23 protein-coding genes are annotated in these 24946 nt (G+C 62.6%); 14 read left to right on the top strand and 9 right to left on the bottom strand.

The window, feature by feature from the left end:
- Positions 1-115 precede the first annotated feature (115 nt).
- Positions 116-682: a ribosome recycling factor gene (gene frr, locus ACERHN_RS18100; RefSeq protein WP_415920413.1), complete on the bottom strand. Its 567-nt coding sequence runs from the start codon at positions 680-682 to the stop codon at positions 116-118.
- Positions 683-840: 158 nt separating this feature from the next.
- On the opposite strand from frr, the gene ACERHN_RS18095 reads away from it, so the two are divergent.
- Positions 841-1920 carry a Hint domain-containing protein gene (locus ACERHN_RS18095; RefSeq protein WP_415920412.1) on the top strand — a complete coding sequence of 360 codons (1080 nt, stop codon included), beginning with the start codon at positions 841-843 and terminating at the stop codon, positions 1918-1920.
- Here ACERHN_RS18095 and pyrH read toward each other — a convergent pair.
- On the bottom strand, positions 1917-2660 hold the full coding sequence (gene pyrH, locus ACERHN_RS18090) for a UMP kinase (RefSeq protein WP_415920411.1): 744 nt from the start codon (positions 2658-2660) through the stop codon (positions 1917-1919). The genes ACERHN_RS18095 and pyrH overlap by 4 nt on opposite strands.
- A gap of 73 nt (positions 2661-2733) precedes the next feature.
- Here pyrH and miaA point away from each other — a divergent pair, with 73 nt between their 5' ends.
- The 5 genes from miaA (at position 2734) to ACERHN_RS18065 (ending at position 9530) form a co-directional block, all read left to right on the top strand.
- The gene (miaA, locus tag ACERHN_RS18085; RefSeq protein WP_415920410.1) at positions 2734-3615 is read left to right on the top strand and encodes a tRNA (adenosine(37)-N6)-dimethylallyltransferase MiaA; all 882 of its coding nucleotides are present in this window, start codon (positions 2734-2736) and stop codon (positions 3613-3615) included.
- Between the two features lie 68 nt (positions 3616-3683).
- Positions 3684-4499: a helix-turn-helix domain-containing protein gene (locus ACERHN_RS18080; RefSeq protein WP_415920409.1), complete on the top strand. Its 816-nt coding sequence runs from the start codon at positions 3684-3686 to the stop codon at positions 4497-4499.
- Positions 4500-4765: 266 nt separating this feature from the next.
- Positions 4766-5851, top strand: a complete 1086-nt coding sequence (locus ACERHN_RS18075; RefSeq protein ID WP_415920408.1) for an ABC transporter permease — start codon at positions 4766-4768, stop codon at positions 5849-5851.
- A gap of 14 nt (positions 5852-5865) precedes the next feature.
- Positions 5866-7338, top strand: a complete 1473-nt coding sequence (locus ACERHN_RS18070; protein WP_415920407.1) for an ABC transporter permease — start codon at positions 5866-5868, stop codon at positions 7336-7338.
- Between the two features lie 104 nt (positions 7339-7442).
- A complete protein-coding gene (locus ACERHN_RS18065; RefSeq protein ID WP_415920406.1) occupies positions 7443-9530 on the top strand; it encodes a dipeptide ABC transporter ATP-binding protein in 2088 nt (695 codons plus the stop codon).
- Here the strand turns inward: ACERHN_RS18065 and ACERHN_RS18060 are convergent.
- Both ACERHN_RS18060 and ACERHN_RS18055 read right to left on the bottom strand, forming a co-directional pair.
- Positions 9511-10032, bottom strand: coding sequence for a hypothetical protein (locus ACERHN_RS18060; RefSeq protein ID WP_415920405.1), 522 nt, complete (start codon positions 10030-10032; stop codon positions 9511-9513). The genes ACERHN_RS18065 and ACERHN_RS18060 overlap by 20 nt on opposite strands.
- 204 nt (positions 10033-10236) lie before the next feature.
- Positions 10237-10827 (bottom strand): lytic transglycosylase domain-containing protein, encoded by a 591-nt coding sequence (locus ACERHN_RS18055; RefSeq protein ID WP_415920404.1) that lies wholly within the window; start codon positions 10825-10827, stop codon positions 10237-10239.
- A gap of 178 nt (positions 10828-11005) precedes the next feature.
- Here ACERHN_RS18055 and ssb point away from each other — a divergent pair, with 178 nt between their 5' ends.
- Genes ssb through ACERHN_RS18040 form a run of 3 tightly spaced genes read left to right on the top strand, consistent with a single transcriptional unit; the run spans position 11006 to position 13977 of the window.
- Positions 11006-11521 (top strand): single-stranded DNA-binding protein, encoded by a 516-nt coding sequence (gene ssb / locus ACERHN_RS18050; protein ID WP_415920403.1) that lies wholly within the window; start codon positions 11006-11008, stop codon positions 11519-11521.
- Between the two features lie 12 nt (positions 11522-11533).
- Positions 11534-12574 carry a hypothetical protein gene (locus tag ACERHN_RS18045; protein ID WP_415920402.1) on the top strand — a complete coding sequence of 347 codons (1041 nt, stop codon included), beginning with the start codon at positions 11534-11536 and terminating at the stop codon, positions 12572-12574.
- Complete coding sequence (locus ACERHN_RS18040) at positions 12571-13977, top strand: hypothetical protein (RefSeq protein ID WP_415920401.1); 1407 nt, start codon at positions 12571-12573, stop codon at positions 13975-13977. Before ACERHN_RS18045 ends, ACERHN_RS18040 begins: the two co-directional genes overlap by 4 nt.
- Here the strand turns inward: ACERHN_RS18040 and aroB are convergent.
- A complete protein-coding gene (aroB, locus tag ACERHN_RS18035; RefSeq protein WP_415920400.1) occupies positions 13974-15080 on the bottom strand; it encodes a 3-dehydroquinate synthase in 1107 nt (368 codons plus the stop codon). The genes ACERHN_RS18040 and aroB overlap by 4 nt on opposite strands.
- The gene (locus tag ACERHN_RS18030) at positions 15073-15660 is read right to left on the bottom strand and encodes a shikimate kinase (RefSeq protein ID WP_415920399.1); all 588 of its coding nucleotides are present in this window, start codon (positions 15658-15660) and stop codon (positions 15073-15075) included. The genes aroB and ACERHN_RS18030 overlap by 8 nt, the downstream gene beginning before the upstream one ends.
- A gap of 89 nt (positions 15661-15749) precedes the next feature.
- On the opposite strand from ACERHN_RS18030, the gene ACERHN_RS18025 reads away from it, so the two are divergent.
- Genes ACERHN_RS18025 through ACERHN_RS18015 form a run of 3 tightly spaced genes read left to right on the top strand, consistent with a single transcriptional unit; the run spans position 15750 to position 18392 of the window.
- Positions 15750-15899 carry a hypothetical protein gene (locus ACERHN_RS18025; RefSeq protein ID WP_299692497.1) on the top strand — a complete coding sequence of 50 codons (150 nt, stop codon included), beginning with the start codon at positions 15750-15752 and terminating at the stop codon, positions 15897-15899.
- 28 nt (positions 15900-15927) lie between these two features.
- Positions 15928-17433 (top strand): hypothetical protein, encoded by a 1506-nt coding sequence (locus ACERHN_RS18020; protein WP_415920398.1) that lies wholly within the window; start codon positions 15928-15930, stop codon positions 17431-17433.
- On the top strand, positions 17430-18392 hold the full coding sequence (locus ACERHN_RS18015) for a site-specific tyrosine recombinase XerD (RefSeq protein WP_415920397.1): 963 nt from the start codon (positions 17430-17432) through the stop codon (positions 18390-18392). The genes ACERHN_RS18020 and ACERHN_RS18015 overlap by 4 nt, the downstream gene beginning before the upstream one ends.
- On the opposite strand, the gene ACERHN_RS18010 is transcribed toward ACERHN_RS18015, so the two are convergent.
- The gene (locus ACERHN_RS18010; protein ID WP_415920396.1) at positions 18332-19138 is read right to left on the bottom strand and encodes a metallophosphoesterase family protein; all 807 of its coding nucleotides are present in this window, start codon (positions 19136-19138) and stop codon (positions 18332-18334) included. The two genes, ACERHN_RS18015 and ACERHN_RS18010, sit on opposite strands and share 61 nt — an antisense overlap.
- Positions 19139-19207: 69 nt before the next feature.
- On the opposite strand from ACERHN_RS18010, the gene ACERHN_RS18005 reads away from it, so the two are divergent.
- A complete protein-coding gene (locus ACERHN_RS18005; RefSeq protein WP_415920395.1) occupies positions 19208-20515 on the top strand; it encodes an HlyC/CorC family transporter in 1308 nt (435 codons plus the stop codon).
- Here the strand turns inward: ACERHN_RS18005 and ACERHN_RS18000 are convergent.
- Together ACERHN_RS18000 and ACERHN_RS17995 are read right to left on the bottom strand one after the other, a co-directional pair.
- Complete coding sequence (locus ACERHN_RS18000; RefSeq protein ID WP_415920394.1) at positions 20493-21221, bottom strand: LytTR family DNA-binding domain-containing protein; 729 nt, start codon at positions 21219-21221, stop codon at positions 20493-20495. The two genes, ACERHN_RS18005 and ACERHN_RS18000, sit on opposite strands and share 23 nt — an antisense overlap.
- 273 nt (positions 21222-21494) lie before the next feature.
- On the bottom strand, positions 21495-23906 hold the full coding sequence (locus ACERHN_RS17995; RefSeq protein ID WP_415920393.1) for a GcvT family protein: 2412 nt from the start codon (positions 23904-23906) through the stop codon (positions 21495-21497).
- Positions 23907-24174: 268 nt separating this feature from the next.
- Between ACERHN_RS17995 and ACERHN_RS17990 the strand changes: the two genes are divergently transcribed.
- On the top strand, positions 24175-24849 hold the full coding sequence (locus tag ACERHN_RS17990) for a hypothetical protein (RefSeq protein WP_415920392.1): 675 nt from the start codon (positions 24175-24177) through the stop codon (positions 24847-24849).
- The last annotated feature ends 97 nt before the right edge of the window (positions 24850-24946 follow it).

The following is a 24946-nucleotide window of genomic DNA, read 5'->3' as shown; positions in this document are numbered from 1 at the left end:
TTGGGCTGCGCCCTTTGGCCAACCGGGGGTCCGCCCTTTGGCCATCCGGGGCTCCGCCCTTTGATGACCCAAACGCTCCCCCGGAGCGTTTGCCCGGCAAAGCCGGGTTCGGTCATCAAACCTGCATGATCTCGGCTTGTTTGGTCTCAAGTGCGGCGTCGACCGTCTTGATGAACTTGTCGGTCATCTCCTGCACCTCGTCTTCCCAGATCTTCTGGTCGTCCTCGGACATGGCGCCGTCATTCTTGGCCTTCTTGATCTGATCCATGCCATCGCGACGCACATTGCGGATGCTGACGCGCGCATTCTCGGCATAGCTGCCCGCAACCTTGGTCAACTCGCGGCGGCGTTCCTCGTTCAGCTCGGGGATCGGCAGCATGATGATCGTACCGTTGAGCTGCGGGTTGATGCCCAGACCGGATTCGCGGATGGCCTTTTCGACCTTGCCCACCAGACCCTTGTCCCAGACATTGACCGTCACCATGCGCGGTTCGGGCACGTTCACGGTGCCCACCTGATTGATCGGTGTCATCGACCCATAGGCGTCCACCATCACCGGCTCCAGCATTGAGGCCGACGCACGGCCCGTGCGCAGAGAGGCGAACTCGGTCTTGAGATTGGCCATTGCGCCGTCCATCCGGCGTTCAAGGTCATCCGTGTCCAGCATAAAATCGTCCGACATGCCCACCTCTTCTCACGTCTTGTTGCGCTACCCGCCTTTTAGCCCGGTGTGACCGACAGGGGCAACCTCCCGCACGGAAAGGCGGCGCAGTTCGCGCAAATGCACGGATCGTTAAGCCATTATGCTTAACGAGCGGCGCGGGGGATTGGAGCATAACGATGACCGTATTCAACTCCCAGATGATCTATCTCGGCAATTTTGCCGATGTTGACCCGACCGAGGGCAATACGAATTCCGAGAACGCGGCGGACCTGCTTGGCAAATACAGCGGGTTCACCATTGAAAACGTGCAGGTGGATGACGCCGACAGCGACGGTCAGGTTCTCGATGACGAATTTGGCGAGACCAGTGAAACCGTCAGTTATGATCTGGGTGCGGGTCCGCAGACCCAGCTGATCGATTCCACCAATGTGTATAATGCGTCCATCAAGCTTGCCGACGGCTCAATCGTGACGACCCCCGTCACGGTGATCCAGATGCAGAACGGCGATGTGTTCCTGACGGAATTCGTGAATGACGGTTCGATCGACGGCCTGACGATACGGAATGTGACGCTGGATTCGGTCTTCGGCTCAAATTACGGCAGCTTCGTTGCCGACTCTTCCTATGACAGCGGCACGGTTGTGTGCTTTGCCCATGGCACGCAGATCATGACCCCCGATGGGCCCGTGGCGGTTGAGGCGTTGCAGGTGGGGCAGTTGGTCGACACGATGGACCATGGCGCGCAACCCATCCGGTGGATCGGCGCGCAGACACATCCCGACCCGGGCCAGAACGCGCCCATACGGATTGGACCGGACGCCCTGGGACAGGCCATGCCTGCCGCTCCGCTCTACGTTTCTCCCCAACACCGCGTGCTGGTCCGCAACAAGGTTGCGCAACGCATGTTTGGTGAGGACGAGATCCTGGTTGCGGCAAAGGCGTTGCTGGGCACGCCCGGCGTGACCCAGGCGTCAGGGTCGCGTACCGTCCGGTATTGGCACTTTGCCTGTGATCGGCACGAGATGATCCTTGCCAATGGAACGTGGGCGGAAACGCTGTTGCCGGGCAAGATGGCAATGCGGGCGCTGCCGGATGCGCAACGCCGCGAACTCAGTGCCATATTGCCAGCGACATTGCGCACCGGGGGCGCGCCCGCGCAACCCTGCCGCCCCTGCCCCCCGATGCGCCGGCAACGTCGCCTGTTCGACAGGCTTTGTCGCAACGACCATCACACCATCGTGGCGTCCGCGCTCTAGCGTTGGACGCGGGTAAAGGTGCCCTTGCCCTCAAGGATGCTCTTGAACCCGCCCGGCGTGTCCAGCGGGAACACGATCAGCGGCAGGTTGTTGTCCCGCGCCAGCGCAATCGCAGAGGCGTCCATGACCTTGAGGTTCTTTTGCAGCACCTCGTCATAGCTCACCACATCATAGCGGGTGGCGTCTGGGTTGGTCTTGGGATCCTTGTCATAGATCCCGTCGACCCCGTTCTTGCCCATGAAAATCGCCTCGCACAGCATCTCATTTGCGCGCAGGGTCGCCGCCGTGTCAGTGGTGAAATACGGGTTGCCCGTCCCGGCAGCAAAAATACAGACCCGCTTTTTCTCAAGGTGGCGCACAGCGCGGCGACGGATATAGGGCTCGGCCACTTCGTTCATGGTGATCGCGCTGATCACACGGGTGAACACGCCAAGACCCTCCAGCGCGGACTGCATCGCCAGCGCGTTCATCACGGTCGCCAACATGCCCATGTAGTCCGCCGTGGTCCGCTCCATGCCCTGTGCCGACCCTTGCAGGCCGCGGAACACGTTGCCACCGCCGATCACCATGCAGATTTCGACGCCCATGTCGTGCACCGCCTTGACCTCGCGGGCCACGCGCTCGACCGTGGGCGGGTGCAGGCCAAAGCCCTGGTCCCCCATCAATGCTTCGCCGGAAATCTTCAACATGACACGGTTGAAGGTGGCCGCTGGCTCTGTCGCCACTGCCGTCTCAGTCATCGTGCGCCCCCGCTCTTGGAATTTCGGCGCAACCTGTCGTAAATCGGAACGGTTTTCAATGGAGCAAACGCCGATGATCCGCGACGTCGTCGCCAGATTGGACCCTGCGCGCCCGGTCCTGATCGCGGGTCCGACCGCGTCGGGCAAATCCGCACTTGCGCTCGCCATCGCAGAGGCGCAGGGCGGCGTGATCGTGAACGCCGATGCCAGCCAGGTCTATGACTGCTGGCGCGTCATCACGGCCCGCCCGTCGACAGAGGAAGAAGCCCGCGCACCCCACGCGCTTTATGGCCACCTGCCCTATGATGCGCCCTATTCTGTCGGGCATTGGACGCGCGAGGTCGTACCGCTCCTGGACGGGCCGCGCCCGATCATCGTCGGCGGCACCGGGTTGTATTTCTCGGCATTGGTCGAAGGGTTGGCAGAGATCCCCGCCACGCCGGACCACATACGGGACGCGGCGGATGCCATGGCGCTGGCGGACATGATCACCGCACTGGACCCCGAAACCGCGGCGCGCATTGATCTGGCCAACCGCGCAAGGGTGCAGCGTGCGTGGGAGGTCCTGCAGGCAACGGGCCGTCCATTGGCCCACTGGCAGGACGCCACGCCGCCCCCGATTCTCGCAGCAGATCAATTTCAGGGCATCGTCATGGACAGCCCCAGGGACTGGCTGAATGCCCGGATCGCGCGCCGGTTTGACGCGATGCTCCGCGGCGGCGCGCTGGATGAAGTGCGCGCGATGGAAGACCGGTTCGACCACGCATTGCCGTCCTGTAAGGCGATCGGTGTCGCAGAGGCGCGCGATGTTGTGGCCGGGCGCATGACCCATGACCAGGCGGTGGACGCCGCGACCATCGCGACCCGTCAATATGCCAAGCGTCAGCGCACATGGTTTCGCGCGCGGTTCGCCGATTGGCACTGGGTCCCGTCCGTCACGCTTGCCGAAAATTGATATTTTATCCTTTGCGAGACAATTTTCCTGTGTAAATTCGGCGCAGTACCCTTCAAAATGCGACAATCATGGCCCTTCCTCCGGTTGAAATCACAACGCTTGCCCAACTGACCGGGCCGCAGGACTGGCGTCTGTCACTGGCCCATGACCGCCCGGAACATGCGATCATCTGGATCACCCGGGGTCAGGGGCGATTGATGCTGAACGGGACGCGGCGCGGGGTGGGCACGCATAACGCGATCCTTGTGCCCGCGCGCACGCTCTTTTCGCTGGAGTTGGGGCGGCAGGGCATGGGACAGGTCGCATTGATCCCCGACGGCACCGACGTGCGCCTGCCAGAGGTGCCGCGGCAGTTGCGATTGCGCGATGTGGCGGCCATCAACGAAATCAACGGCCTGTTCGAGGCCGCACAAAGGGAAGCGTCGCAGGATCGCCCCCTAGCACAGGATGCGTTGGATGCGCATGTCGCGCTCATCTCCGTCTGGTTGCGACGCCAGATCGCGCTGGCCGACAATCTGCCCGTCCCGATGGACGCGGCAGCACGGCTGACAGCGGCGTTCTGCGAAGGGATCGTGTCCAATTATGCGCAGGCGATGACCATGGCAGACCATGCCCGCGCCCTCGGGGTGACGCCCACCCACCTGTCGCGGGCCTGCAAGGCATCGACCGGGCGCACCGCTGCCGACTTGCTGACCGAACGTACGCTTTACGCCGCACGGATCAGCCTGGCCGAGACCTCCGCCCCCGTGCAGGACGTCGCCCGCCATCTGGGGTTCGGCTCTGCGGCCTATTTCACGCGGTTCATGCAGCAACATACCGGCAAGACGCCCACGCAGCTGCGGCAGGCGGCGAAATCGGCCCCGCGTCCGGCACGCAGCAGTTGATCAACGGCGCCACCGCGCAGGCATGTCGCTTACAGACCAGTCATTTGTCGTTTTTTGACACTGATTTCTCCAATGGCCCTGTTGACGGGTGCACGGTTCTGTTGCCTCATGCTGGTTAACAACAATCTATAACCGGGGAACGGGAACACACCCCTTCATATTGTCGGGCCGCACGTGCCCGTCCTTCGCGAGGCGCAGCAAATGTCGCCCGCTCAGCCAATCGGCCGCTGAACCAGCAGCCAACAGCCACCCAACAGGGGCCATATATGGGACTTTTCATCCTTCGACGATTGGGCGTGATGCTGCTGACAGCGCTGTGCCTGACCTTTATCGTCTTCTTTCTGACGAACCTTTATCCAAACCTCGAAAAACTGGCCAAGACCCAAGGCAACTTTCGGATGACCGAGGAACAGGTGGACAGCTGGCTGTCCGCGCGCGGGTACACGGACAACGTTTTCGTCAAGTATGGCCGCTGGTTGGGTGTGGCGCCGGGATGGACCGGCACCACGGTCGAAGGCAATGAAATTGCCCAATGCTACGACGACGATACGCCGGTGGAAGACCGCCCGACCTTTTGTGGCGTGTTGCAGGGTGACTGGGGTTATAGCCTTGTGTTCAAGGACGAGGTGGCCAGCAAGGTCTGGCAACATCTCGGGTACACGGCCAAGCTGATGGGCTGGGTGCTGGTGGTGATGGTGCCGATGGCGCTGATTGTGGGTGTGCTCGCGGGGATGCGCGAGGGGTCGGGACTGGACCGATCACTATCCACATTCTCGATCGCGACGACGGCCACACCCGAATACGTGTCTGGCGTAATTTTCATCGCCCTGCTGGCCTCGACCCGGTTTGGCGTGTCGCCATGGCTGGTGGATATGGGCTGGATCGAGGGCAAATCACTGTTTCTCGGCTCGGCCAAATCGGCGCTGGACGATGTGACATTTGCCAACTTTACCCTGCCGGTGCTGACCATCGCGCTTTACGGCATGGGGTACATCGCGCGGATGACGCGGGCATCGATGACCGAAGTCATGACGGCGCAATACATCCGGACCGCGCGCCTCAAGGGGGTGAGTTTCCGCAACATCGTGCTGAAACACGCGCTGCGCAACGCACTGATCGCACCGTTCACGGTGATCATGTTGCAGATCCCGTGGTTGCTGAACGGGGTGGTGATCGTCGAGACGCTGTTCAGCTATCAGGGTTTTGGCTGGCTGCTGGTGGCAGCGGCGGGCAACAACGATATCGAGTTGCTCCTCGCGGTGTCGGTTGTGTCCGTTGTGGTGGTGCTGCTGACGCAGCTCATCTCGGACATCGGCTATGTCTATCTCAACCCGCGCATTCGCATTTCCTGAAGGAGGTCTGAGCCATGGAACCCATTACCTGGACCGGCCCTTTGGGCAATGTTCTTGACCCGGTGATCACCTATGTGGTCCTCGCCTTTGCGCTTGTCCTGCTGGCACAGATCGTGCTGTCGGCGGTGTCGAGCGGCGACAGGGTTATCGTCAACGCCGATGGCACATTGTCGAACGCAGGCGGCCCGCTGGATATGGCGCGGCGCGGTGTGCGCTGGCTGGGCCTGGCGATTGTGGCGCTTGTGCTGGTCTATATCGCGGTCGGCGTGGTCAGCGGCCCGACCGGCGCAGGCATCGTCGGCGGCATGAGCCAGCAGTTGATCCCGGTTTGGGGCCTTTTGATCGCCACGTTCACCCTGTCGATCATCTACAAGCGCCGTCTCGGGCTTTACGGCAAGCTCTTTGATTCCACCGTGGGCATGATCGGTTTCGGCCTTGTGATGTTCTGGGTGTTTGCCGGTATTCTGGCGGGTCCCCTGGACCTGATCGCGACCCATGATCCGCTGAGCCAGGTGTCGGGGATGAAGAACAAGCTGCCCGGCACGCCGATGCGCGGGGCCGAGGATGGCGAATATGCATGGTATCTGCTGGGCGGGGACAACCTTGCCCGCGACGTGTTCTCGCGCCTGTTCGAAGGGGCTTGGATCGTCGTTCTGATCGCACCCTTTGCGACGCTTTTTGCGTTCATGGTGGGGATCACACTGGGTCTGCCTGCGGGATATTATGGCGGACGGTTGGATGTGATCCTGTCGTTCCTTGCCAACCTGATCCTCGCGTTTCCGGTGATCCTGCTGTTCTACCTGCTGGTCACACCCGAGATCGTGCAGACGGGCATCCCGAATTACATGGCGACCGTTCTGTTCGTGTTCCCCCTGATCTTTGTCGCGGTGCTGCTTAACTCGCGGTTTCACACGCAGCCATCGGTGCGCACGCCGCTGCTCTTGGTGGTGCTGGGGGTCATGGGATGGCTGTACCTGTCGCTGATTTCCAATGACGGCAGCATCGTGTCGACCCCCGAATACAGCATTCCCGGCATGCCTGCGGCGCTGGATATCCTGAACATGCAGCCCAACATTCTGGTGGTGTTCGTGTCGGTGGTGTTTGTGAACGCGCCGACAGTGTTCCGGATCGTGCGGGGGTTGGCGCTCGACATCAAGACCCGCGACTATGTGGCTGCGGCCCAGACCCGAGGCGAAGGTCCGTGGTATATAATGCTCTGGGAGATCCTGCCCAATGCGCGCGGACCGCTGATCGTCGATTTCTGTCTGCGGATCGGATACACTACCATCCTCTTGGGCACGCTTGGTTTCTTTGGTCTGGGGCTGGAGAGCGAGAGCCCGGATTGGGGATCGACCATCAATGCCGGGCGGCGTTTGCTGAGCCTGTATCCGCATGCGGCGATTGTGCCTGCGCTGGCGCTGATGTCGCTGGTGCTGGGTCTGAACCTGCTGGCGGATGGTTTGCGCGAAGAAAGCCTGAAGGATTGACGTGATTGCAACGGTCGGACCGGGGGCCAGCCCCCGGACCCCCGGAGTTTATTTCGCGAGATGAAGAAGGATCGGGTTTGCAAAGCCTGACGGGAAGGGACGAGATGGCGAAACAGGATTATGACGGACCGATCCTCGAGATCGACAAGCTGAGCATTTCGTTTTTTACGCGGTTGCGCGAAATTCCGGCGGTGATGGATTTTTCCGTGACTGTGCAGCCCGGTGAGGCTGTGGGGCTGGTTGGGGAATCGGGCTGTGGCAAGTCCACCGTGGCACTTGGCGTCATGCAGGATCTGGGCAAGAACGGGCGCATCGTCGGCGGGTCGATCAAGTTCAAGGGCCGGGACCTGCAGGAGATGAGCGCAGAGGAGCTGCGCGACATTCGCGGGTCCGAAATTGCGATGATCTATCAGGAGCCGATGGCGTCGCTGAACCCGGCGATGAAGATCGGAAAGCAGTTGATGGAAGTGCCGATGATCCATGCGGGCATGTCGGAAAAGGATGCCTATGACCGCGCGTTGCAGGTGGTCACGGATGTGAAACTGCCCGACCCCAAGCGCATTCTGGATGCGTTCCCGCACCAGCTTTCGGGCGGTCAGCAGCAGCGTATCGTGATCGCGATGGCGCTGATGTCGGAGCCGTCCCTGCTGATCCTCGATGAGCCCACGACCGCATTGGATGTGACGGTCGAGGCGGCGGTGGTCGAGCTGGTCAAGGATCTGGGCAAGAAATACGGCACTTCGATGCTATTCATCTCGCACAACCTCGGGCTGGTGCTGGAAACCTGCGACCGGATTTGCGTGATGTATTCCGGCGAAGCGGTGGAGCGGGGCAGCATCACACAGGTGTTTGACGAGATGCAGCACCCCTATACCCAAGCGCTGTTCCGGTCGATCCCCCTGCCTGGCGCGGACAAGAATGCGCGTCCGCTGGTGGCCATTCCCGGCAACTTTCCCCTGCCCCACGAACGCCCACCCGGCTGCAACTTTGGCCCGCGCTGCGATTATTTCGAAGAGGGCCGCTGCAACGTCGATCAGGCGATCCCGATGCGCGCAGCCAATGCCGATGCCAGCCACGAAACCCGTTGTGTCAAGTTCGACGAGATTGACTGGAACGCGCCCCTGACGCTGGGTGAGCAGAAGAGCAAGGGCGAGATCGGGGATGTGGTCCTCAAGATGGACGATCTCAAGAAATACTACGAGGTGGCGGCGTCTGCGTTGTTCTCGTCCGGGGAAAAGAAGGTGGTCAAGGCGAACGAGACGCTCAGCTTTGAGGCCCGCGAATCCGAAACGCTCGCCATTGTGGGCGAATCCGGTTGCGGCAAGTCGACCTTTGCCAAGGTCCTGATGGGACTTGAGACCGCGACCGAAGGCACAATCACCCTCGGCAACACGGCCATTCAGGACACGCCGATCGAGGACCGCGATACGCAGACGGTGGCGGACGTGCAAATGGTGTTCCAGAACCCGTTCGACACGCTGAACCCGTCGATGAGTGTCGGCCGCCAGATCGTGCGCGCGCTCGAGATCTTCAAGATCGGCAACAGTGAGGCCGAGCGGTGGAACCGCATGCTGGAGCTGCTGGACCTCGTGAAACTGCCGCGTGAGTTTGCAAACCGCATGCCGCGCCAGCTGTCGGGTGGGCAGAAACAACGTGTGGGCATCGCGCGGGCTTTTGCCGGTGACGCGCGGATTGTGGTCGCAGATGAACCGGTGTCGGCCCTGGACGTGTCGGTGCAGGCGGCGGTCACCGACCTGCTGATGGAGATCCAGCGCGAGCACAAGACAACGCTGCTCTTTATCTCTCACGATCTGAGCATCGTACGCTATCTCAGCGACCGGGTGATGGTCATGTATCTGGGCCATGTGGTGGAGTTGGGCGACACGGAGCAGGTGTTTTCGCCCCCTTATCACCCGTATACCGAAGCGCTGCTGAGTGCGGTGCCCATTGCGGACACATCCGTGGAAAAGCAGCATATCGTGCTGGAAGGCGACATCCCGTCGGCAATGAACCCGCCATCGGGCTGCCCGTTCCAGACGCGGTGCAGGTGGAAGTCAGAGGTGCCGGGTGGTCTGTGCGAACGCGAGGTGCCGCCCGTGCGCCACCTCGCCGAAGGTCATCAGGTCAAGTGCCACCTCGCGGACGACATCCTTGCCCGGATGGAACCTGTCATCAAAATTGCGGCTGAGTAGCGACGGCGTCGTTCACCACATCCTTGGCGGAGGTGTATGTGCCGACATAGTCCCAGAAGCCAGGGATGATGATGAATTCAACGACGTAACGCACGTCCACGTGGTTCGCGCCCAAAACGCCGATGATATAGGCGGCCCAGAATTGCACGGCACGCTTTGAATTGCGGCTCATGATCACGGACCACAGGAACCCCACCGGTCCGATGGCGCACGCGACCATATAGGCGGCCAGCGTGTAATCGGCGAGAAACAGGCCCTGGATCGTGATCCAATCGAGCGACATCAGGAATAACAGGCCGATATTCTGCGCAAAGAGCGTGCCCGCCACACCCCCAGCGATCCCGCCTGCGGCCAGCATATCGAGGTGGAGCCGTCGCCGCGCCTCTCCCTTTTGCATCAGTTTGCCGTTCTGGCGTGGCGACACCACGTCGCTGGCGTTCTGCGGCGCGCCATCATTGATGCGGGACAGGCGTTCTTCGAAGGTGGATTGACCGGCTTTCATGGCATGGCTCTCATTTCGCTACTCACATCCCGCTTAGCGGGCAGTCGTGGCACGTTTAAGGCGAAATCAGACCGATGCCGGGGCGCGACGCCCGGATTGGTTCAAATGTGAAGAAGTTTTGGTGCAGCGCAGTCTGCACAGGTTGGAACGGCGCGTCTGTCGACTGGCGCGCAGATGATGGAAAACCAAGCGCCAGAGGCTGGATCAGCTGCCCCAGATGATCTTGACGTAGTTGCGGGTTTCGCGAAATGGCGGGACGCCCTTGTACTTTTTCACAGCGCCCGGCCCCGCATTGTAGGCGGCAAGCGCCAGACGCCAGCTGCCAAATTCGCGGAACTGTTCCTTGAGGTATTTTGCGCCGCCATCGAGGTTCTGTGCCGGATCCTGTGGATCGACGCCAAGATAGCGCGCGGTGCCTGGCATCAACTGGGCCAGACCATACGCGCCCTTGTGGGATTTCGCGGTCGGGTTCCACCCCGATTCCTGCTGCACCAGCCGCAGGAACAGATCTTCGGGCACCCCGTGCCTGCGCGCGGCGGCCTTGGCCACGTTCAGATATTTGCCCTTGTAGCGCCCACGGTATTTCGGCGCGACCTCGACATCCCATTTCGTGGGCGTGACAACCTTGGGCGGCTGCAAACGGACCGAGCTGTTATATTGGCTGGACGCCCGGTTATCGAGGATGTTTGTCTGTGATTTGAACAGGTTGGTACGGTTGCGTTTGGAAAACAGATCTGCCGCCGCGCTGTCCGCAACCAATACGGCAATAGCCGCCGTTACCAAAAATCCCCGCATGTCGCGCCCCAAGCTCCCTGCCCGTTGCGGCGGACGATAGGACAAAAGCGGGCCGCTGACCAGACTTCTCGCTTCACATCTCTTTAACCTTAACGGCCACAGGGTTAGTCTGATGATCAATCAATGCGCGTGATCGGAATCGGTGCCGCGCGCAACGCAGGACAGTGAGAGGAAAGACATGGCAGGCTCGGTCAACAAGGTGATCCTGATCGGCAATCTCGGGCGCGATCCCGAGGTGCGGACGTTCCAGAATGGCGGCAAGGTGTGCAACCTGCGCATCGCCACGTCCGAAACGTGGAAGGACCGCAACACAGGGGAACGCAAGGAGCGCACCGAATGGCATTCGGTCGCGATCTTTTCCGAACCTCTCGCACGGGTGGCGGAGCAATATCTGCGCAAGGGGTCCAAGGTCTATCTCGAAGGCCAGCTTGAGACCCGCAAATGGCAGGATCAGTCCGGTCAGGACCGCTATTCCACCGAAGTTGTGCTGCGCCCGTACACGTCGACCCTGACCATGCTGGATGGCCGTGGCGAAGGTGGCGGTGGCGGTGGCGGCCAGATGGGCGGCGGTTATGGTGGCGGCGGTGGTGGCCAGATGGGTTATGATGATCGCGGCGGCGATTACGGCGGTGGCAGCGGTGGCGGCAATGCCCCAGCACCAAGCCGGGATCTGGACGACGAAATCCCCTTCTGATCCGGTTGACCGATGCGTGTGACCCACGTCCGACTGCCTGCGTCGATCGCGTATCCGGTCACCGTGACAGAGGTGCACGTCACCGCCGGGGCCGCACTGTCCAAGGGCGCGCGCCTTTACACATTGCGGGACGCGACCGGGAAAACCGGTCGCATCTCGGCGCCAGCGGACGGGCGTCTGGATGCGGGGCCTGTGCCGGTCGGGGCGGTGTTTGCCGAACCAGTGCCGGTGGCAAGCATTGTTCCGGACCCCGCCACGCAACCCGATCCGACCCCACCGGCCGAAGCCCCGTTTGATCCCACGCAGCTCAATGCGGACTTCGCCGCGTTGCTCAAGAGCACGGCCGATGTTGCGCGTGACACAAAGCTGCACCAATACGAACAGGTGCTCTACGACAACCTGGTGGCGCGGGGACATCCCGCGAAACAGGTGTCGCACCTGCGCGGCGATGCACGGATCGCGACGGCCCATGCGGACGCACGGGCGCAAAAACCGGATACAGTGGCCAAGGCCCCGTCCGCACAGCACAGGGCCAAGGCCACTGCGCCACGCCCCGCGACGGCTGCACGGCAGGATGTACCGACGGAACCGCATCGCCCAACGCCTGAGGCGGAGCGGAACGCCGACACTGTGCCGCATCTGTTGGGATGGGGGTTTTGGCTAACCGTTATCCTCGCGGCTGGCCTGCTGGCCGGTCTTGCCCTATTGCGCGCGCAATTCGGCCCCGGGCAAAGCGGCCAGATGGCCGCGGCCGTTGGTGCCGCCATCGGCATTGTGGTCCTGTGTGTGGTCCAACTCATAATGCTGGGCGTGTTTCGCGGGCACCATATCGCGCTGAGTGCGCTGGCGGGTCTTGTTGGCGGGACGTTTTTGGCCGCGATGCCAGAGGCGCAATTCCAACGCTCCATCGCCTCACTCACCAGCGCCGTGCAGCCCCAAACCGGGATCGCTGCAGCGCTGGACCTGGACCCGATTGCCAGTTTTTCCAACGGGCGCACACCGACGCCAAGCGCCCAGCAACAGCGTGATTTTGAGAGGTTTATACTCGAATGATACGCATTCTGGCCCTGCTCCTCGCCATTTTGGCATCCCCCTTGAGTGCCCAGACGATGGCGTTTGAGACCGAAGGCAACGGATCACAGCTGCCCGGGGTTGGAGCATCACAGGACGGCGCGACGATCCTGTATGACTGGCAATCGCAGATCAAACTGGGGCTGTTGCTGGGTGAGCCGGTGATTTCTGCGCGCTTCAAATGGCAGTTGATCGGGGGGCAGGTCACGTTGCCGAATTCCGGGCCCGGCGATCGATACGAGACGCGCAGGCTGGACATGTTGCCCACCGAAGCCGCGCAGCATGTCGGTCTTTATGAGGTCAAGATGCGCCTCACCTTTCGCACCCCCGGCGGCCAGCGCTATGACATGATCGTCGATGTGGGCGCACCGGCGGCGCAGGGTCAGGAGTGGTCGTTCAACTCCCCCGGCTCGCCCGATTGGGACGAGACGTTTTTGCGCCGCGGATCCACGGCGGATTTCATTCAGGAAGACAGCGCCAAGACCATCTGGCGCAACGGTCTGGTCCTTGAGTTCGCGGAAATCGAAACCGCGGCGCTGAGCCTGTCAGACCTGCATGCGTGGTATTACAAAAATAATCCCCGCGCCCAAATCGACGCCGTGGAAGAGGCCATTTCACGGATCAATACCGGTATCGCGCTGACCTATGGGTTTGAAACGGGGTTCACCGCCCCACCCGGTCCCCTGCCCCTCGCCACGACCCGCAAAGGCTGGGCAGAGGCACAAAAGCAATTGGCCGACCGCAAGGCCAAGCTGGCCAAGCTGATGCGCGTCGAGGACAAATGGCGGCTCGGTGCCAACCCTGAGCCCTACCGCGAGGCCAAGAAACAGGCGCAGTTGATCCTGCGCAGTGCAGAGCGGGAGCGCGACAGCTTTGAACCGCAAGGTGTGTCCATGCTCGCGCTGCGCGGTACGGGCAGCCCGCCGCCCGCCTTTGATGCCGAGGAGATCACCTACTCCATCGTCTACGACTACGACGCCCCATCAAACAGCGCGCGCCGCTATGTCTATGAAAACGGAGTAAAGCTGCACGGCCCCTACCGCCGCCTTGTGGCGTTCGACGCGCGGCGCGTGATCACGGGCATATGCACCACGCGCACGCAGACCAACGAAATCCGAGACGCCCGCACCGGCGAGGTGCTCCAGACCGTCAGCGGTGGCTGTATGGCCGGGCGGTTCGAAGACGGCGTGCCCACGGGTGGCTACCAGATGTTCAGACCAACGCGGCTCTTCAACACGAAATGCAGCCTGGGCCTGAACCTGACCCCTTGTGGCAAGAATGCCGGGATTGAGTACACAATTGATGCATACGACGCGAACGGGCGCAAAGAGCGCTCCATCAAGCGCTCCGGCACGACATCTCTGATCATGGGAGATTGGGACTAGGTCCGCGCGTCGTTCAGACAGTCCAATACGGCATCGCGCGGCACGTCCGAGGTGACAAACGCCGCGCCAATGCCACGGGCGAGGATAAAGTTCAGCGTGCCGGCCACGACTTTCTTGTCCTGCCCCATCAGGTCGAGGAGGGCGGCATCATCTGGCAAATCGCCCGGAATATCTGACAGGTCACGCTTCATCCCCATCGCGTCCAGATGCGCAAAAACGCGGCTTGGGTCTTCTTGCGGACACAGGCCCAACCGCGCCGACAGCGAAAAGGCCAGGCCGCAGCCTATCGCAACGCCTTCGCCGTGCAACAACCGGTCGGAATAGCCTGTTGCCGCCTCGAGCGCGTGGCAGAATGTGTGCCCAAGATTGAGCAGCGCGCGGTCGCCCTGTTCCGTCTCGTCGCGGGTGACAATCTCGGCCTTCATCTCGACCGACCGTTTCACGGCCGCCACGCGCAACGCCATGTCGCCCTCGGCCATCGCCGGTGCGTTGACCTCCAGCCACTCAAAGAATGACGCGTCCCCGAGCAGCCCGTATTTCATCACCTCACCATACCCTGCGAGGAAATCGCGGCGCGTCAGCGTGTCCAGAACGGACGTGTCTGCCAGCACCAGCGCGGGTTGGTGAAAGGCACCGATGAGGTTCTTGCCACGGGGCGAATTGATCGCCGTCTTGCCGCCCACCGAACTGTCGACCTGCGCCAGCAGCGACGTGGGCACCTGAACATAGCGCACACCGCGCCGCAGGACCGCCGCCGCAAAACCGACCAGATCACCGATGACACCGCCGCCAAGGGCGACCACCACGTCCTGCCGCTCGATCTTTTGTGCCAAAAGCCACTCGACCACCTCTTGCAGGTGGGGCCAGCCCTTGGTGGCCTCTCCCGGCGGCAGGACCAGCGCCTCCATCTCGATGCCAGCGGCGGCGAGCCCGGCGCGCAAAGCCTCAAGATGCGCCTCGGCCACGCGGGTCTCGGTCACGACGGCCACGCGCGGGCGCGGCAACAAGGGCGCGATGAGCGCACCAGCCTCGGGCAACAGGCCCGGACCAATCACGACGTCATAGGCGCGGTCGCCCAACGGCACATGCACGGTTTCACGCATGATCCACCTCCAATACATCCTCTCGCTGCGCCAGCAACGCCGCAATCACGCGGTCCACCATCGCCTCGATCGACAGTTCCGGCAGCGACTGCACCGCCACGTCCGCCAACGCGTAAACCGGTGCGCGTTGCGCATAGATTTCGGCGAGCGTCGCGCGCGGATCGGGGGTGCGCAGCAAGGGACGCGTATCCTTGTGCCGGACCCGCTGCCACAGCAGATCCAGATCCGCGTTCAGCCACAGCGACACGCCGCGCGCGCTGATCATCTCGCGGTTGGCGTCCTGCAGGAACGCCCCGCCCCCCGTGGACAGGACGCCGCGCGCCTCATCCAGAAGCCGGCCAATCACCTGCGCTTCCTTGGCGCGAAAAAACGGCTCGCCATCGCGGGCAAAGATTTCCGGTACGGTCATGTTGGCCGCCGTTTCAATCTCTGCATCGCTGTCGAGGAATGGTACATCCAGCCGCGCCGCGAGCGCACGGCCCACCGCCGTCTTGCCCGCACCCATCATGCCGACCATCACAACCGTCTTTTTCAGACGGTAGCGCGGCGCCGGTTCACGATTTTGCTGAATTTCGCTCATTGGCTTGTCAATGACGTGATTTTGCAGAAAAGGCCATATATGCTTTTGGCAAAACAAAGAAATCCCCGGGGCACGCAAGGCATTACATCATGGGTCGCATCTTCAAACTGTTGATCTTTCTGTTGATCATCGGCTTCATTGGGCTCGTGGGCTATGCCTATGTGGGCGAATTCTTCGGCGCGAACTTTTCGCCGCCGCAAGAGGAGACGCGGATGCCGGTAACGCTGGATGCGGAATAGGACGGGGATAAAGACGCTTTGCGTGTGTGTGTCGCTCGCATCCGGGCCCGCTGCGTGGGCACAGGATCCCGCCCCGCTAAGCGCGATTGACTGGCTGGGCGCGCAATCGACGCCCGTCGCCCTGCCCGACACCACACCGGACGAACCCGCGACATCGCAATCGGCCAGCGTACCGGACGTCTCCGTCACGCCGCTCGATGGCCCTGCGGCACGGCGTGTGGGGCTGGTGCCCGCAGCGGTCACCGGTCTACCCGATACGCTGTGGTCTGCCGCAAATGGCACGGCGCTAGCGGCGCAACTGGGCCGGTTGCCCCATCTGCGGCTGCCTGCCTTGCAACAGCTGACATTTACCCTGCTGCTGGCCGAGGCCGCGCCGCCCGCGCGCAACAGCACCGCCTTTGACCTCGCCCGGATCGACACGCTGTTGTCATACGGCGCACTGGACCCGGCGCTGGCCCTGATCGAACAGGCCGGGATCGACCGGTCGCCCGCGCATTTCCGGCGGGCTATGGACATGGGTCTGATTGCGGGGCGCGAGGCGCAGGCCTGTGCCGTGCTTCGCGCCCGGCCCGCCTTGTCCCCCGGCAAGGGGCACGAGGTGTTCTGTGCCGCGCGTGCAGGCGACTGGAACACCGCCGCGCTCCAGTTGGGCACAGCACGCGCACTTGGCCTGCTGGAGGAACCAGAAGCGGCGGCGCTGGAACGGTTCCTTGATCCCGACCTTTATGAGGGGGAGCCGCCGCTTTCCGTTCCGGCGGAGCCTGATGCGCTGATGTTTCGCGTACATGCGGCCATTGGCGAACCGCTGCCCACGCGGCCCTGGCCGCCCGTCTTTGCCAATGCCGACCTGAGCGATACGGCGGGCTGGAAAACGCAGATCGAGGCCGCGGAGCGGTTGGCGCAGAATGGCACCGTGCCCGACAACAGCCTGCTGGGTCTTTATACGCAGCGCAGCCCCGCCGCATCCGGCGGGGTGTGGGACCGTGTGTCTGCGCTGCAAAGGTTCGAAACGGCCATTGGCACGCGCAGCACCGCAGCCATTTCCAAGACATTGCCGAACGCCTGGCGCGTCATGGGCGCGCAACGGCTGCGCGTGCCTTTTGCCAACCTCTTTGCCGAGGCGTTGGACGGGTTTGTCCTGAGTGGTCGGGCCGCCGATATCGCATTCGAAATGCTGCTCTTGTCGCCGCGCTACGAAACTGCGGCCGAGGTTTTTCCGGCGCGCGCGCTGCAACGTCCCGTTCTTGCGGCCCTCGCGGCCGGAGACATCCCCGCGGGTGTCGAGGCGGACGGCCTTGCCGGGGCTGCTCTTGCCGGGTTTCGCGACGCCGCACCCGATGCCGCCATTGTAAAGCGTGCACAGGACGGCGCATTGGGGGCTGCCTTGATTGACACGGTGGCGCTGGCCCACGCGGGCAGCGCGGGCGACGTGTCCCGCTTTGCCACGGCGCTGGCCACGTTGCGGGCGTTGGGGCTTGAGGATGTGGCGCGACGCACGGCGCTTCAGACGCTGTTGCTGGAGGATCGCGGGTGAGCGATCGCTGGATTTCCACATTTCTGGAGGCGCAGGCCGCGGAACTGGGGGCGGCGCGCAATACTTTGCTGGCTTACGGGCGCGACCTCAAGGACGTGGCGGACTGGCTTGCGCGCAAGGGCACGGATTTCGAAACGGCGGATCAGGCCGCCTTTGAGGATTACCTGATCCATTGTGACGCCCAGGGGTTGGCGCGCGCCACACGCGCCCGCCGCCTGTCGGCGATCAAGCAGCTTTACCGCTTTGCCTTTGACGAAGGGTGGCGCAGCGACAATCCCGCCATCCAGATCGCCGCCCCGTCACAACAAAAGCGCCTGCCCAAGACGCTGGACACCGAAGAAGTGGACCGCCTGCTTGCCGCAGCACAGAATTACGGGCGCGGTGCGCATGACCGGCTGCGCGACACCTGCCTGATGCAGCTGCTCTATGCGACGGGGATGCGTGTGAGCGAGCTGGTGGGGCTCCCGGTGAGTGCGGCCCGCGGCAATCCGCAGATGCTTTTGATCCTCGGCAAGGGGGGCAAGGAACGCATGGTGCCCCTGTCCGCGCCCGCGCGGGATGCGCTGGCTGCGTGGTTGTCGATGCGGGATGCGCGCGATGCGGAGCAGGTGGAAAAGGGGGCGGCGGCGTCGCGGTTCCTCTTTCCCTCACGCGGCGCGTCGGGGCATCTGACACGGCACTGGTTCTACGCGCGGATCAAGGCGCTGGCGGCGTTCGGCAATGTCGCCACGGACAAGGTCACGCCGCACACGCTGCGCCACGCCTTTGCGACGCATCTGCTTGAAGGGGGGGCGGACCTGCGCGCGATCCAGACGATGCTGGGTCATGCGGATGTGGCCACGACCGAAATCTACACCCATGTGGTGGACGAACGGCTGACCGCGCTGGTGCTGGAACATCACCCGCTGGCCAGGGATAGCCGCAAATCCGGGGGCAAGACGTCCTCGGACGGCCAGTAGCCGCTGGCAAGCGCGCGATCATAGCCATGTGTGAGACCTGCTGCGCGCATGTCCGCCACGGCGCCTTCGACGTCATAATGCAGCTTGTGCAGCGACACCGCACCGCCGTCGATCATGGCAAACCGCGTGGCCGGGTGACCGTCATGCGGCGGCATCCCGATCACACCTGCATTCACCCAACGCCCCCGCGTCGTATCGTGGACAAACGGTATGCCGGAGTGGCCGGCAAGGATGCAATCCACCGGACCTGCAACGGCTTCGAGCGCCTGCCACTCTGCGTCAAAGACGGATGCGGGTGACGAGGGCCAGATGAACCGGGCAATATCCGTGACCCCGCCGTGGATCACGCCCCACCGCTGCCCCGCCTGTTCAAAGGTGACGATGTCCGGGCAATCGACCATCCACGACCGGTCGTTTTCCGACATGCGCGCCGCGGCAAAACCGTACCAGCCGACCGACAGCACATCGCACGCCGTGCCCGGTTCAAACCCGCATCCGCAATCCGTCGCACCGCTGCCCAGTTGCTTCTCGCAATTGCCCGCAACCACCGGACAGCCCGCAGTGCGAAGGGCCGCGACAGTGGCCTCCGGGGCGCCGCAATATGCGACCACATCGCCCGTGCACAGCGGCTGCGCGCCCCGGCGCTGCGCCTCTTGCAGGACCGCTTGCGTCGCCTGAACGTTGGAATACGGGCCGCCGAATGCCAGCACCGGACCGTCCAATACGCCCAAATCGTGAACCTGCATCACCTGCATCCCTTGATTGCACCGTGTCTGGACCCCATAACCCGTCTAGACACAAAGGATAAATCACGAATGGAAGACCCCGCCACGACGCTCGATGCTGCCTTCTGGATCACATGTGGGGTGATCCTGATGCTTTTGGTGATGTCGGGGTTCTTCTCCGGGTCGGAAACTGCGCTCACGGCGGCGTCACGGGGCAAGCTGCGCGCGCAAGCCGACAAGGGGTCGGGTGGTGCCAAACGGGCGCTCGAAATCACCGAGGACAATGAACGGCTGATCGGGTCGGTCCTGTTGGGCAACAACCTTGTGAACATCCTTGCCACGTCACTGGCCACGGCGATCTTTACCCGCGCATTCGGCGAAAGCGGTGTGGCGCTGGCCACGCTTGTCATGACCTTGCTTGTGCTAATCTTTGCCGAGGTTCTGCCCAAGACCTATGCGATCACCAACTCGGAAACCGCCGCTTCCGCCGTATCCCGGCCCATTTCGCTGGTCGTCACGGTGTTCTCGCCCATCGTGGCGGCGGTGCGGCTGTTGGTGCGTGGTGTGCTGCGCCTCTTTGGTGTGCGGATCGACCCCGACAGCCACATCATGGCCGTGCGCGAGGAAATCGCGGGCGCGTTGCAGCTGGGCCATTCCGAAGGGGTCGTGCAGAAGGAAGACCGCGACCGGATCCTGGGGGCGCTGGACCTTGGCGACCGCACTGTCGAAGAGATCATGCTGCACCGCTCGGGGATCGAGATGATTGATGGCGACAACAGCCCCCAGGACATTCTGGAACAATGTCTGCAATCAAACCACACCCGCCTGCCCGTCTATGCCGATGCGCCGGAAAACATCACCGGCGTGATCCATGCCAAGGACCTGAGCCGGGCGATTTACAAGGAAATCGCAGGCAAGGGCGGCACGGCCAACCTGCAGGATTTCGACATGAGCGCGGTGACCACGGACCCGTATTTCGTGCCCGAAACCACCACGCTGGATCACCAGATGCGCGAATTCCTGCGGCTGCGGACGCATTTTGCGTTGGTCGTGGATGAATACGGGTCGCTTCAGGGGTTGATCACGCTCGAAGACATCCTTGAGGAGATCGTGGGCGAGATCACGGATGAATTCGACGCCGATGATGAACCCACGCTGGCACAGGATTCCGATGGCTTTTTCACGGTGGACGGCGCGATGACGATCCGCGATCTCAACCGGGCTGCCGACTGGAACCTGCCCGATGACGAGGCCAACACCGTGGCCGGTCTGGTCATTCATGAGGCGCAGACAATTCCGACGGTCGGTCAGGTGTTCAGCTTTCATGGCTTCCGGTTCGAGGTCACCGAACGCACCGGCAACCGGATCACCGGGCTCAGGATCGCTGTGCTGGACTGAAGAACCCCGCACCGTTGGCATGCGGCGGGTTGAACCTGTCGATCCAGTCCTGAACCTCTTTCTGACGTCCGCGCGCCACAGGCACGGTTTTCCCGCAATCGAGGACCAGCACGGACCCTTTCAGGGTTTGCGCATGGTCGCGCGCAATCCAGTGGGAGCGGTGCGTTTGCACGCCATCCTCCGGCGTGACCTGGTCGAGGAATGTGCTCATCCGTTCGCGGATGATTTCCACGCCGTCCGGCAAATGCACCTCGAGGTAATGTTCCGCCGCCTTGACGCGCCCGATGTTCTGAATGGGCAGGCGCTTGCCCGCGAGTGTGACGGACCGCTGGCCCGCCATGCGCGACCGTTGCGCCGGCAGCAACCACAACAGCGTGACCGTCTCGAACACGTGGGCCACAAACAGATTGCGCAGCAGCATCTGCCAGGTGATCGCACTGCTCAGCGGGCGATCCGGTTCGAAGATGGACGCAAGACCGACGACCGTCACGACGGAGGCAAAGATGATCAACGGCCCCGTCAGCAGGATCAGCGGTATCGGCCCACCAACCGAGCGGGCCCAGACCTTGTCAAACGCGACACCGTACGGCACCGACAGCAACAGGTAGACAAACAGGGCGATGACCCAGAACGCGATGCGCACCCAGAACTGTTCAAACTGCGGCAACGTGACGGGATGGCCGGTGGACATCATCAAAAAGCCCACGGCAATCAGCAGCCATAGTTGCCACGACCTATAAAGCCCCAACAATTCGCGTAACGTGAAATGCGCTCTTGCCCCATTCGAGACAAAAATCCGCATTTCATGATCCATGCGTATCCCCAACATGATGCGGTCTTATCATGTGACGCTATTTAGAGTAAACGGCTTCAACGGCCTGATGTGAGGTGGGGCTGGGCGGAAAAATGGTGCGAGTGACAGGCCTGGTATGACCAGTTGCGCCACACCTGCCCCCCTCACGCCGTTCCCAGAACAGCGCTATGCACGCAGCTTTTTGCCCTCAGGATCAAAGGGCGGAGCGTCAAGTATAGTTGCGCGATGCGGCTGCCCCAGGAGCATGACCTCGACCATGTCGCCCGGTCCTGCGCCATTGACATAGCCCAAGGCTAGGCTTTGCCCGACCGTATAGCCATAGGCACCGGACGTCACACGCCCGATCCCCGCACCGTTGAAAAAGATTGGCTCGCCCCCCAACGCATCCGCATGGGACGCGTCTGTTTGCGCCCCGTCCAGCGCCAGAATGACCAGCGATTCGCGTGGGGCATGCGCCATCGCATCCAGCGCCGCCGCCTTGTTGAGAAACGCCTTGTCGGTTTTCACCAGGCGATCGAGCCCCACTTCGTGTGGCCAGTATTCCGGGCTGTATTCCCGGCTCCACGACCCATAGCCTTTTTCGACCCGCAGGCTCATCAATGCGCGGCTGCCCACTGGCCCTGCGCCAAACGCCTCACCCGCATCCATCAACGCCTGATAAAGCCGCACCTGGTCCGTCTCACGACAATGCAGCTCCCACCCGAGATCGCCGGTGAACGACACCCGCAAGGCGAGAACCTCGATCCCCGCCAATTCGATCCGCGCCGACCGCATGAACGGGAAATCCTGCGTCTCCAGCGATGCATTGGTCAACCGCGAGAGCAGCGCGCGGCTGTCCGGTCCGGCCACGTTGAAGCCGCACCAGCGGTCGGTCATGCTTTCAAATGTCGTCTCTACGGGCAGCGGGACCGAGCGGAAGAACCGCTGGTGATACCGTTCCGCCATGCCCGACCCGATGACCCAGAATTCATCCTCGGCCAAGCGCGTCACGGTGAAATCCCCCGCAATGCCGCCCCGTTTGCCGATCAGCGGCGTCAGACAGGACCGCCCCACTGCGCGCGGCATGCGGTTGGCAAAGACCGCGTTGAGCCAATCTTCGGCACCGGCGCCCGCCACGCGGTACTTGGCAAAGTTGGAGATGTCGATGATCCCGGCGCGGTCCCGCAGCATGCGGCATTCGTCGCCCACCACATCCCACCACGGCTGCCGCGTGAACCCCGCCGTGTCTGGCACTTCGCCGAAGTAAAGCGGATGTTCCCAACCAAAGTTCAACCCCATCTGCGCGCCCATCTGCCTTTGCAGATCGTGCACGGGCCGGGTGCGTACGGGGCGGCCAGCCGCGCGTTCCTCACCGGGGAAGTGGATCTTGAACCGGTGCGCGTACTGGTCGCCAACGCGGGCCTTGGTGAAATCCTTCCCCGCCCATGTGCCAAACCGCGCCATGTCCCACGCGAACATATCGTATTGCGTTTCGCCCTCGACGATCCACTGCGCCGCCAAGAGGCCCATGCCGCCCGATTGCGAAAACCCCGGGATGATCCCGTTGCAGCAGAAATAACCCGACAGTTCGGGCACAGGACCGAACAAAACGTTGCTATCGGGGGACCAGATCATTGGCCCGTTGATCACCCGTTTGATCCCGGCAGTGCCCACCGCCGGAACCCGGTCAATCGCGCGCATTATGTTTTCTTCGATCCGCTCCAGATCATCGGCGAACAATTCGTGACCAAACCCTTGCGGCGTGCCGTCCTCGGCCCAGAAACGGACGTCTTTTTCATACGCCCCGACCAACAGGCCCTGCCCCTCCTGCCGCAGGTAGTACTCTCCATCCCGGTCCGCCACCGACGGCAACCGCCGGTCCATCGCCGCAATTTCGCCAATCGTTTCGGTGACGAAGTACTGGTGCTCCGTGGGCAAGAGCGGCAGGGAAACGCCCGCCATCGCCGCCACCTCGCGCCCCCAGAGACCGGCGGCATTCACGACCCAGGGCGTCGCGATATCACCCTTTTGCGTGCGCACGATCCATGTGCCGTCCGGCTGCTGCTCGGTCCCGGTCACGGGACAGAACCGGATGATCTCCGCCCCGTTCTGCCGCGCGCCGGTGGCATAGGCATTGGTCACGCCCGACGGGTCCACATTGCCCCCGTTCGGCTCCCACATGATGCAGCGCACGCCGTCGAAATCCACCAGAGGATGCAGGCGCTCTGCCTCCGCCCGGTCGATCTCGTGGAAATTCATGCCATAAAGCTTGGCCTTGGCGGCTTGCAGCTGCAACTGGTGCACCCGCGCTTCGGTCTGCGCCAGATAGAGCGAACCGGGTTGGAACACGCCGCACCCCTGCCCCGTTTCCTGTTCCAACTCTTTATACAGCCCCATCGTGTAGTGCTGGATACGGCTGATATTGGTGCTGTCGTGCAGCCCGTGAATATTGGCCGCCGCATGCCAGGTTGATCCTGACGTCAGCTCATCCCGCTCCAGCAGGACGACGTCCGTCCACCCCAGTTTGGTCAGGTGATACAGGATCGAACACCCGATCACTCCGCCGCCAATCACCACCGCCTGTGCATGGGTCCGCATGATGGTCTCCTTTGCCATGGGCCAAGGCTGATCTGCATCACGCCCGGGCGATTGCCCTTTCCCGACATGGGCTGTCGCAAATCGATGATCCCGCAAAATTCAACCACAGGATAACGAACCGCCAAACCACGCCGCGCTCTCCTCATCCCTGCCATTTTCGATCCCTCCCGTGGAAAGCAAAGGAAAATGCCAGACGCACATGATCAGAACGTTTCGAACACCGCGCAATGGCTTCGGGCTCCGCCTGCACCGTCTTGCACACGCCCTATTGTTTGACCACATCACGCACCGCACGGTCCTGCTGCGCATCCACAAGGACGCACCACCGGGCGCCGAAGAGCACCTCAAGGCTGCCGTTGCCATGATCGCGGAAACGGATGCGTTCAGCCTGTCCCACCTGCCCACATATCTTCCCGATGGCATCGCCGCCGAAGCGACATCCTGCGCGGACGCCCGGCACACGCATCCCACGCGCACCTGTTTCATCGCCGCCCGCACCCTTGTGGCCGGTGACATCAACTATATCGCGTGCTGCATCCTGCACAAAATGTGCCACGCCCGACTGATGGCGCGTGGCATTGGCTACGACGAAGATCTGCGCGTGCGCGTGGAAAAGGTCTGCACGCGCCGAGAGCTGGCCTTTGCCCGCAAACGCGCCGCCATGGGCCACGCGATGGAGACGACGATTGCAGACGCGCAAGCCTATCATGACAGCATCGCGCCACAGCATGTCTCAACCCAACACTTCCACAGCAGCTATCGCAAACAAGTCCTCGAACGGTTGCGACGGCTCAAGGCGCATGACATCCCGCGCTGGATCCACCGCCTGATCATCCTGCGTGCGCGGCGCAAACTGGCCGACCACCGTGCCGCATCCCAAGCGCGCCAAACGCCGTCCGCATCCGTCAAGGCGTCCGGCATCACACAGCGCCCCACAACCTAGGTCCATTCGCGACACATCATGTCGCGATCACCGTCCCATCGCTTCATCTCGCCAAATAAACTCCCCCCGGAGGGCCGATTGGCCACCCGTCTCGGAG

The organism is Tateyamaria rhodophyticola, assembly GCF_047777875.1.
Taxonomy (GTDB): Bacteria; Pseudomonadota; Alphaproteobacteria; order Rhodobacterales; family Rhodobacteraceae; genus Tateyamaria.
The sequence above is the reverse complement of the archived record's forward strand: the minus strand, read 5'-3'. Positions and strand labels throughout refer to the sequence as shown.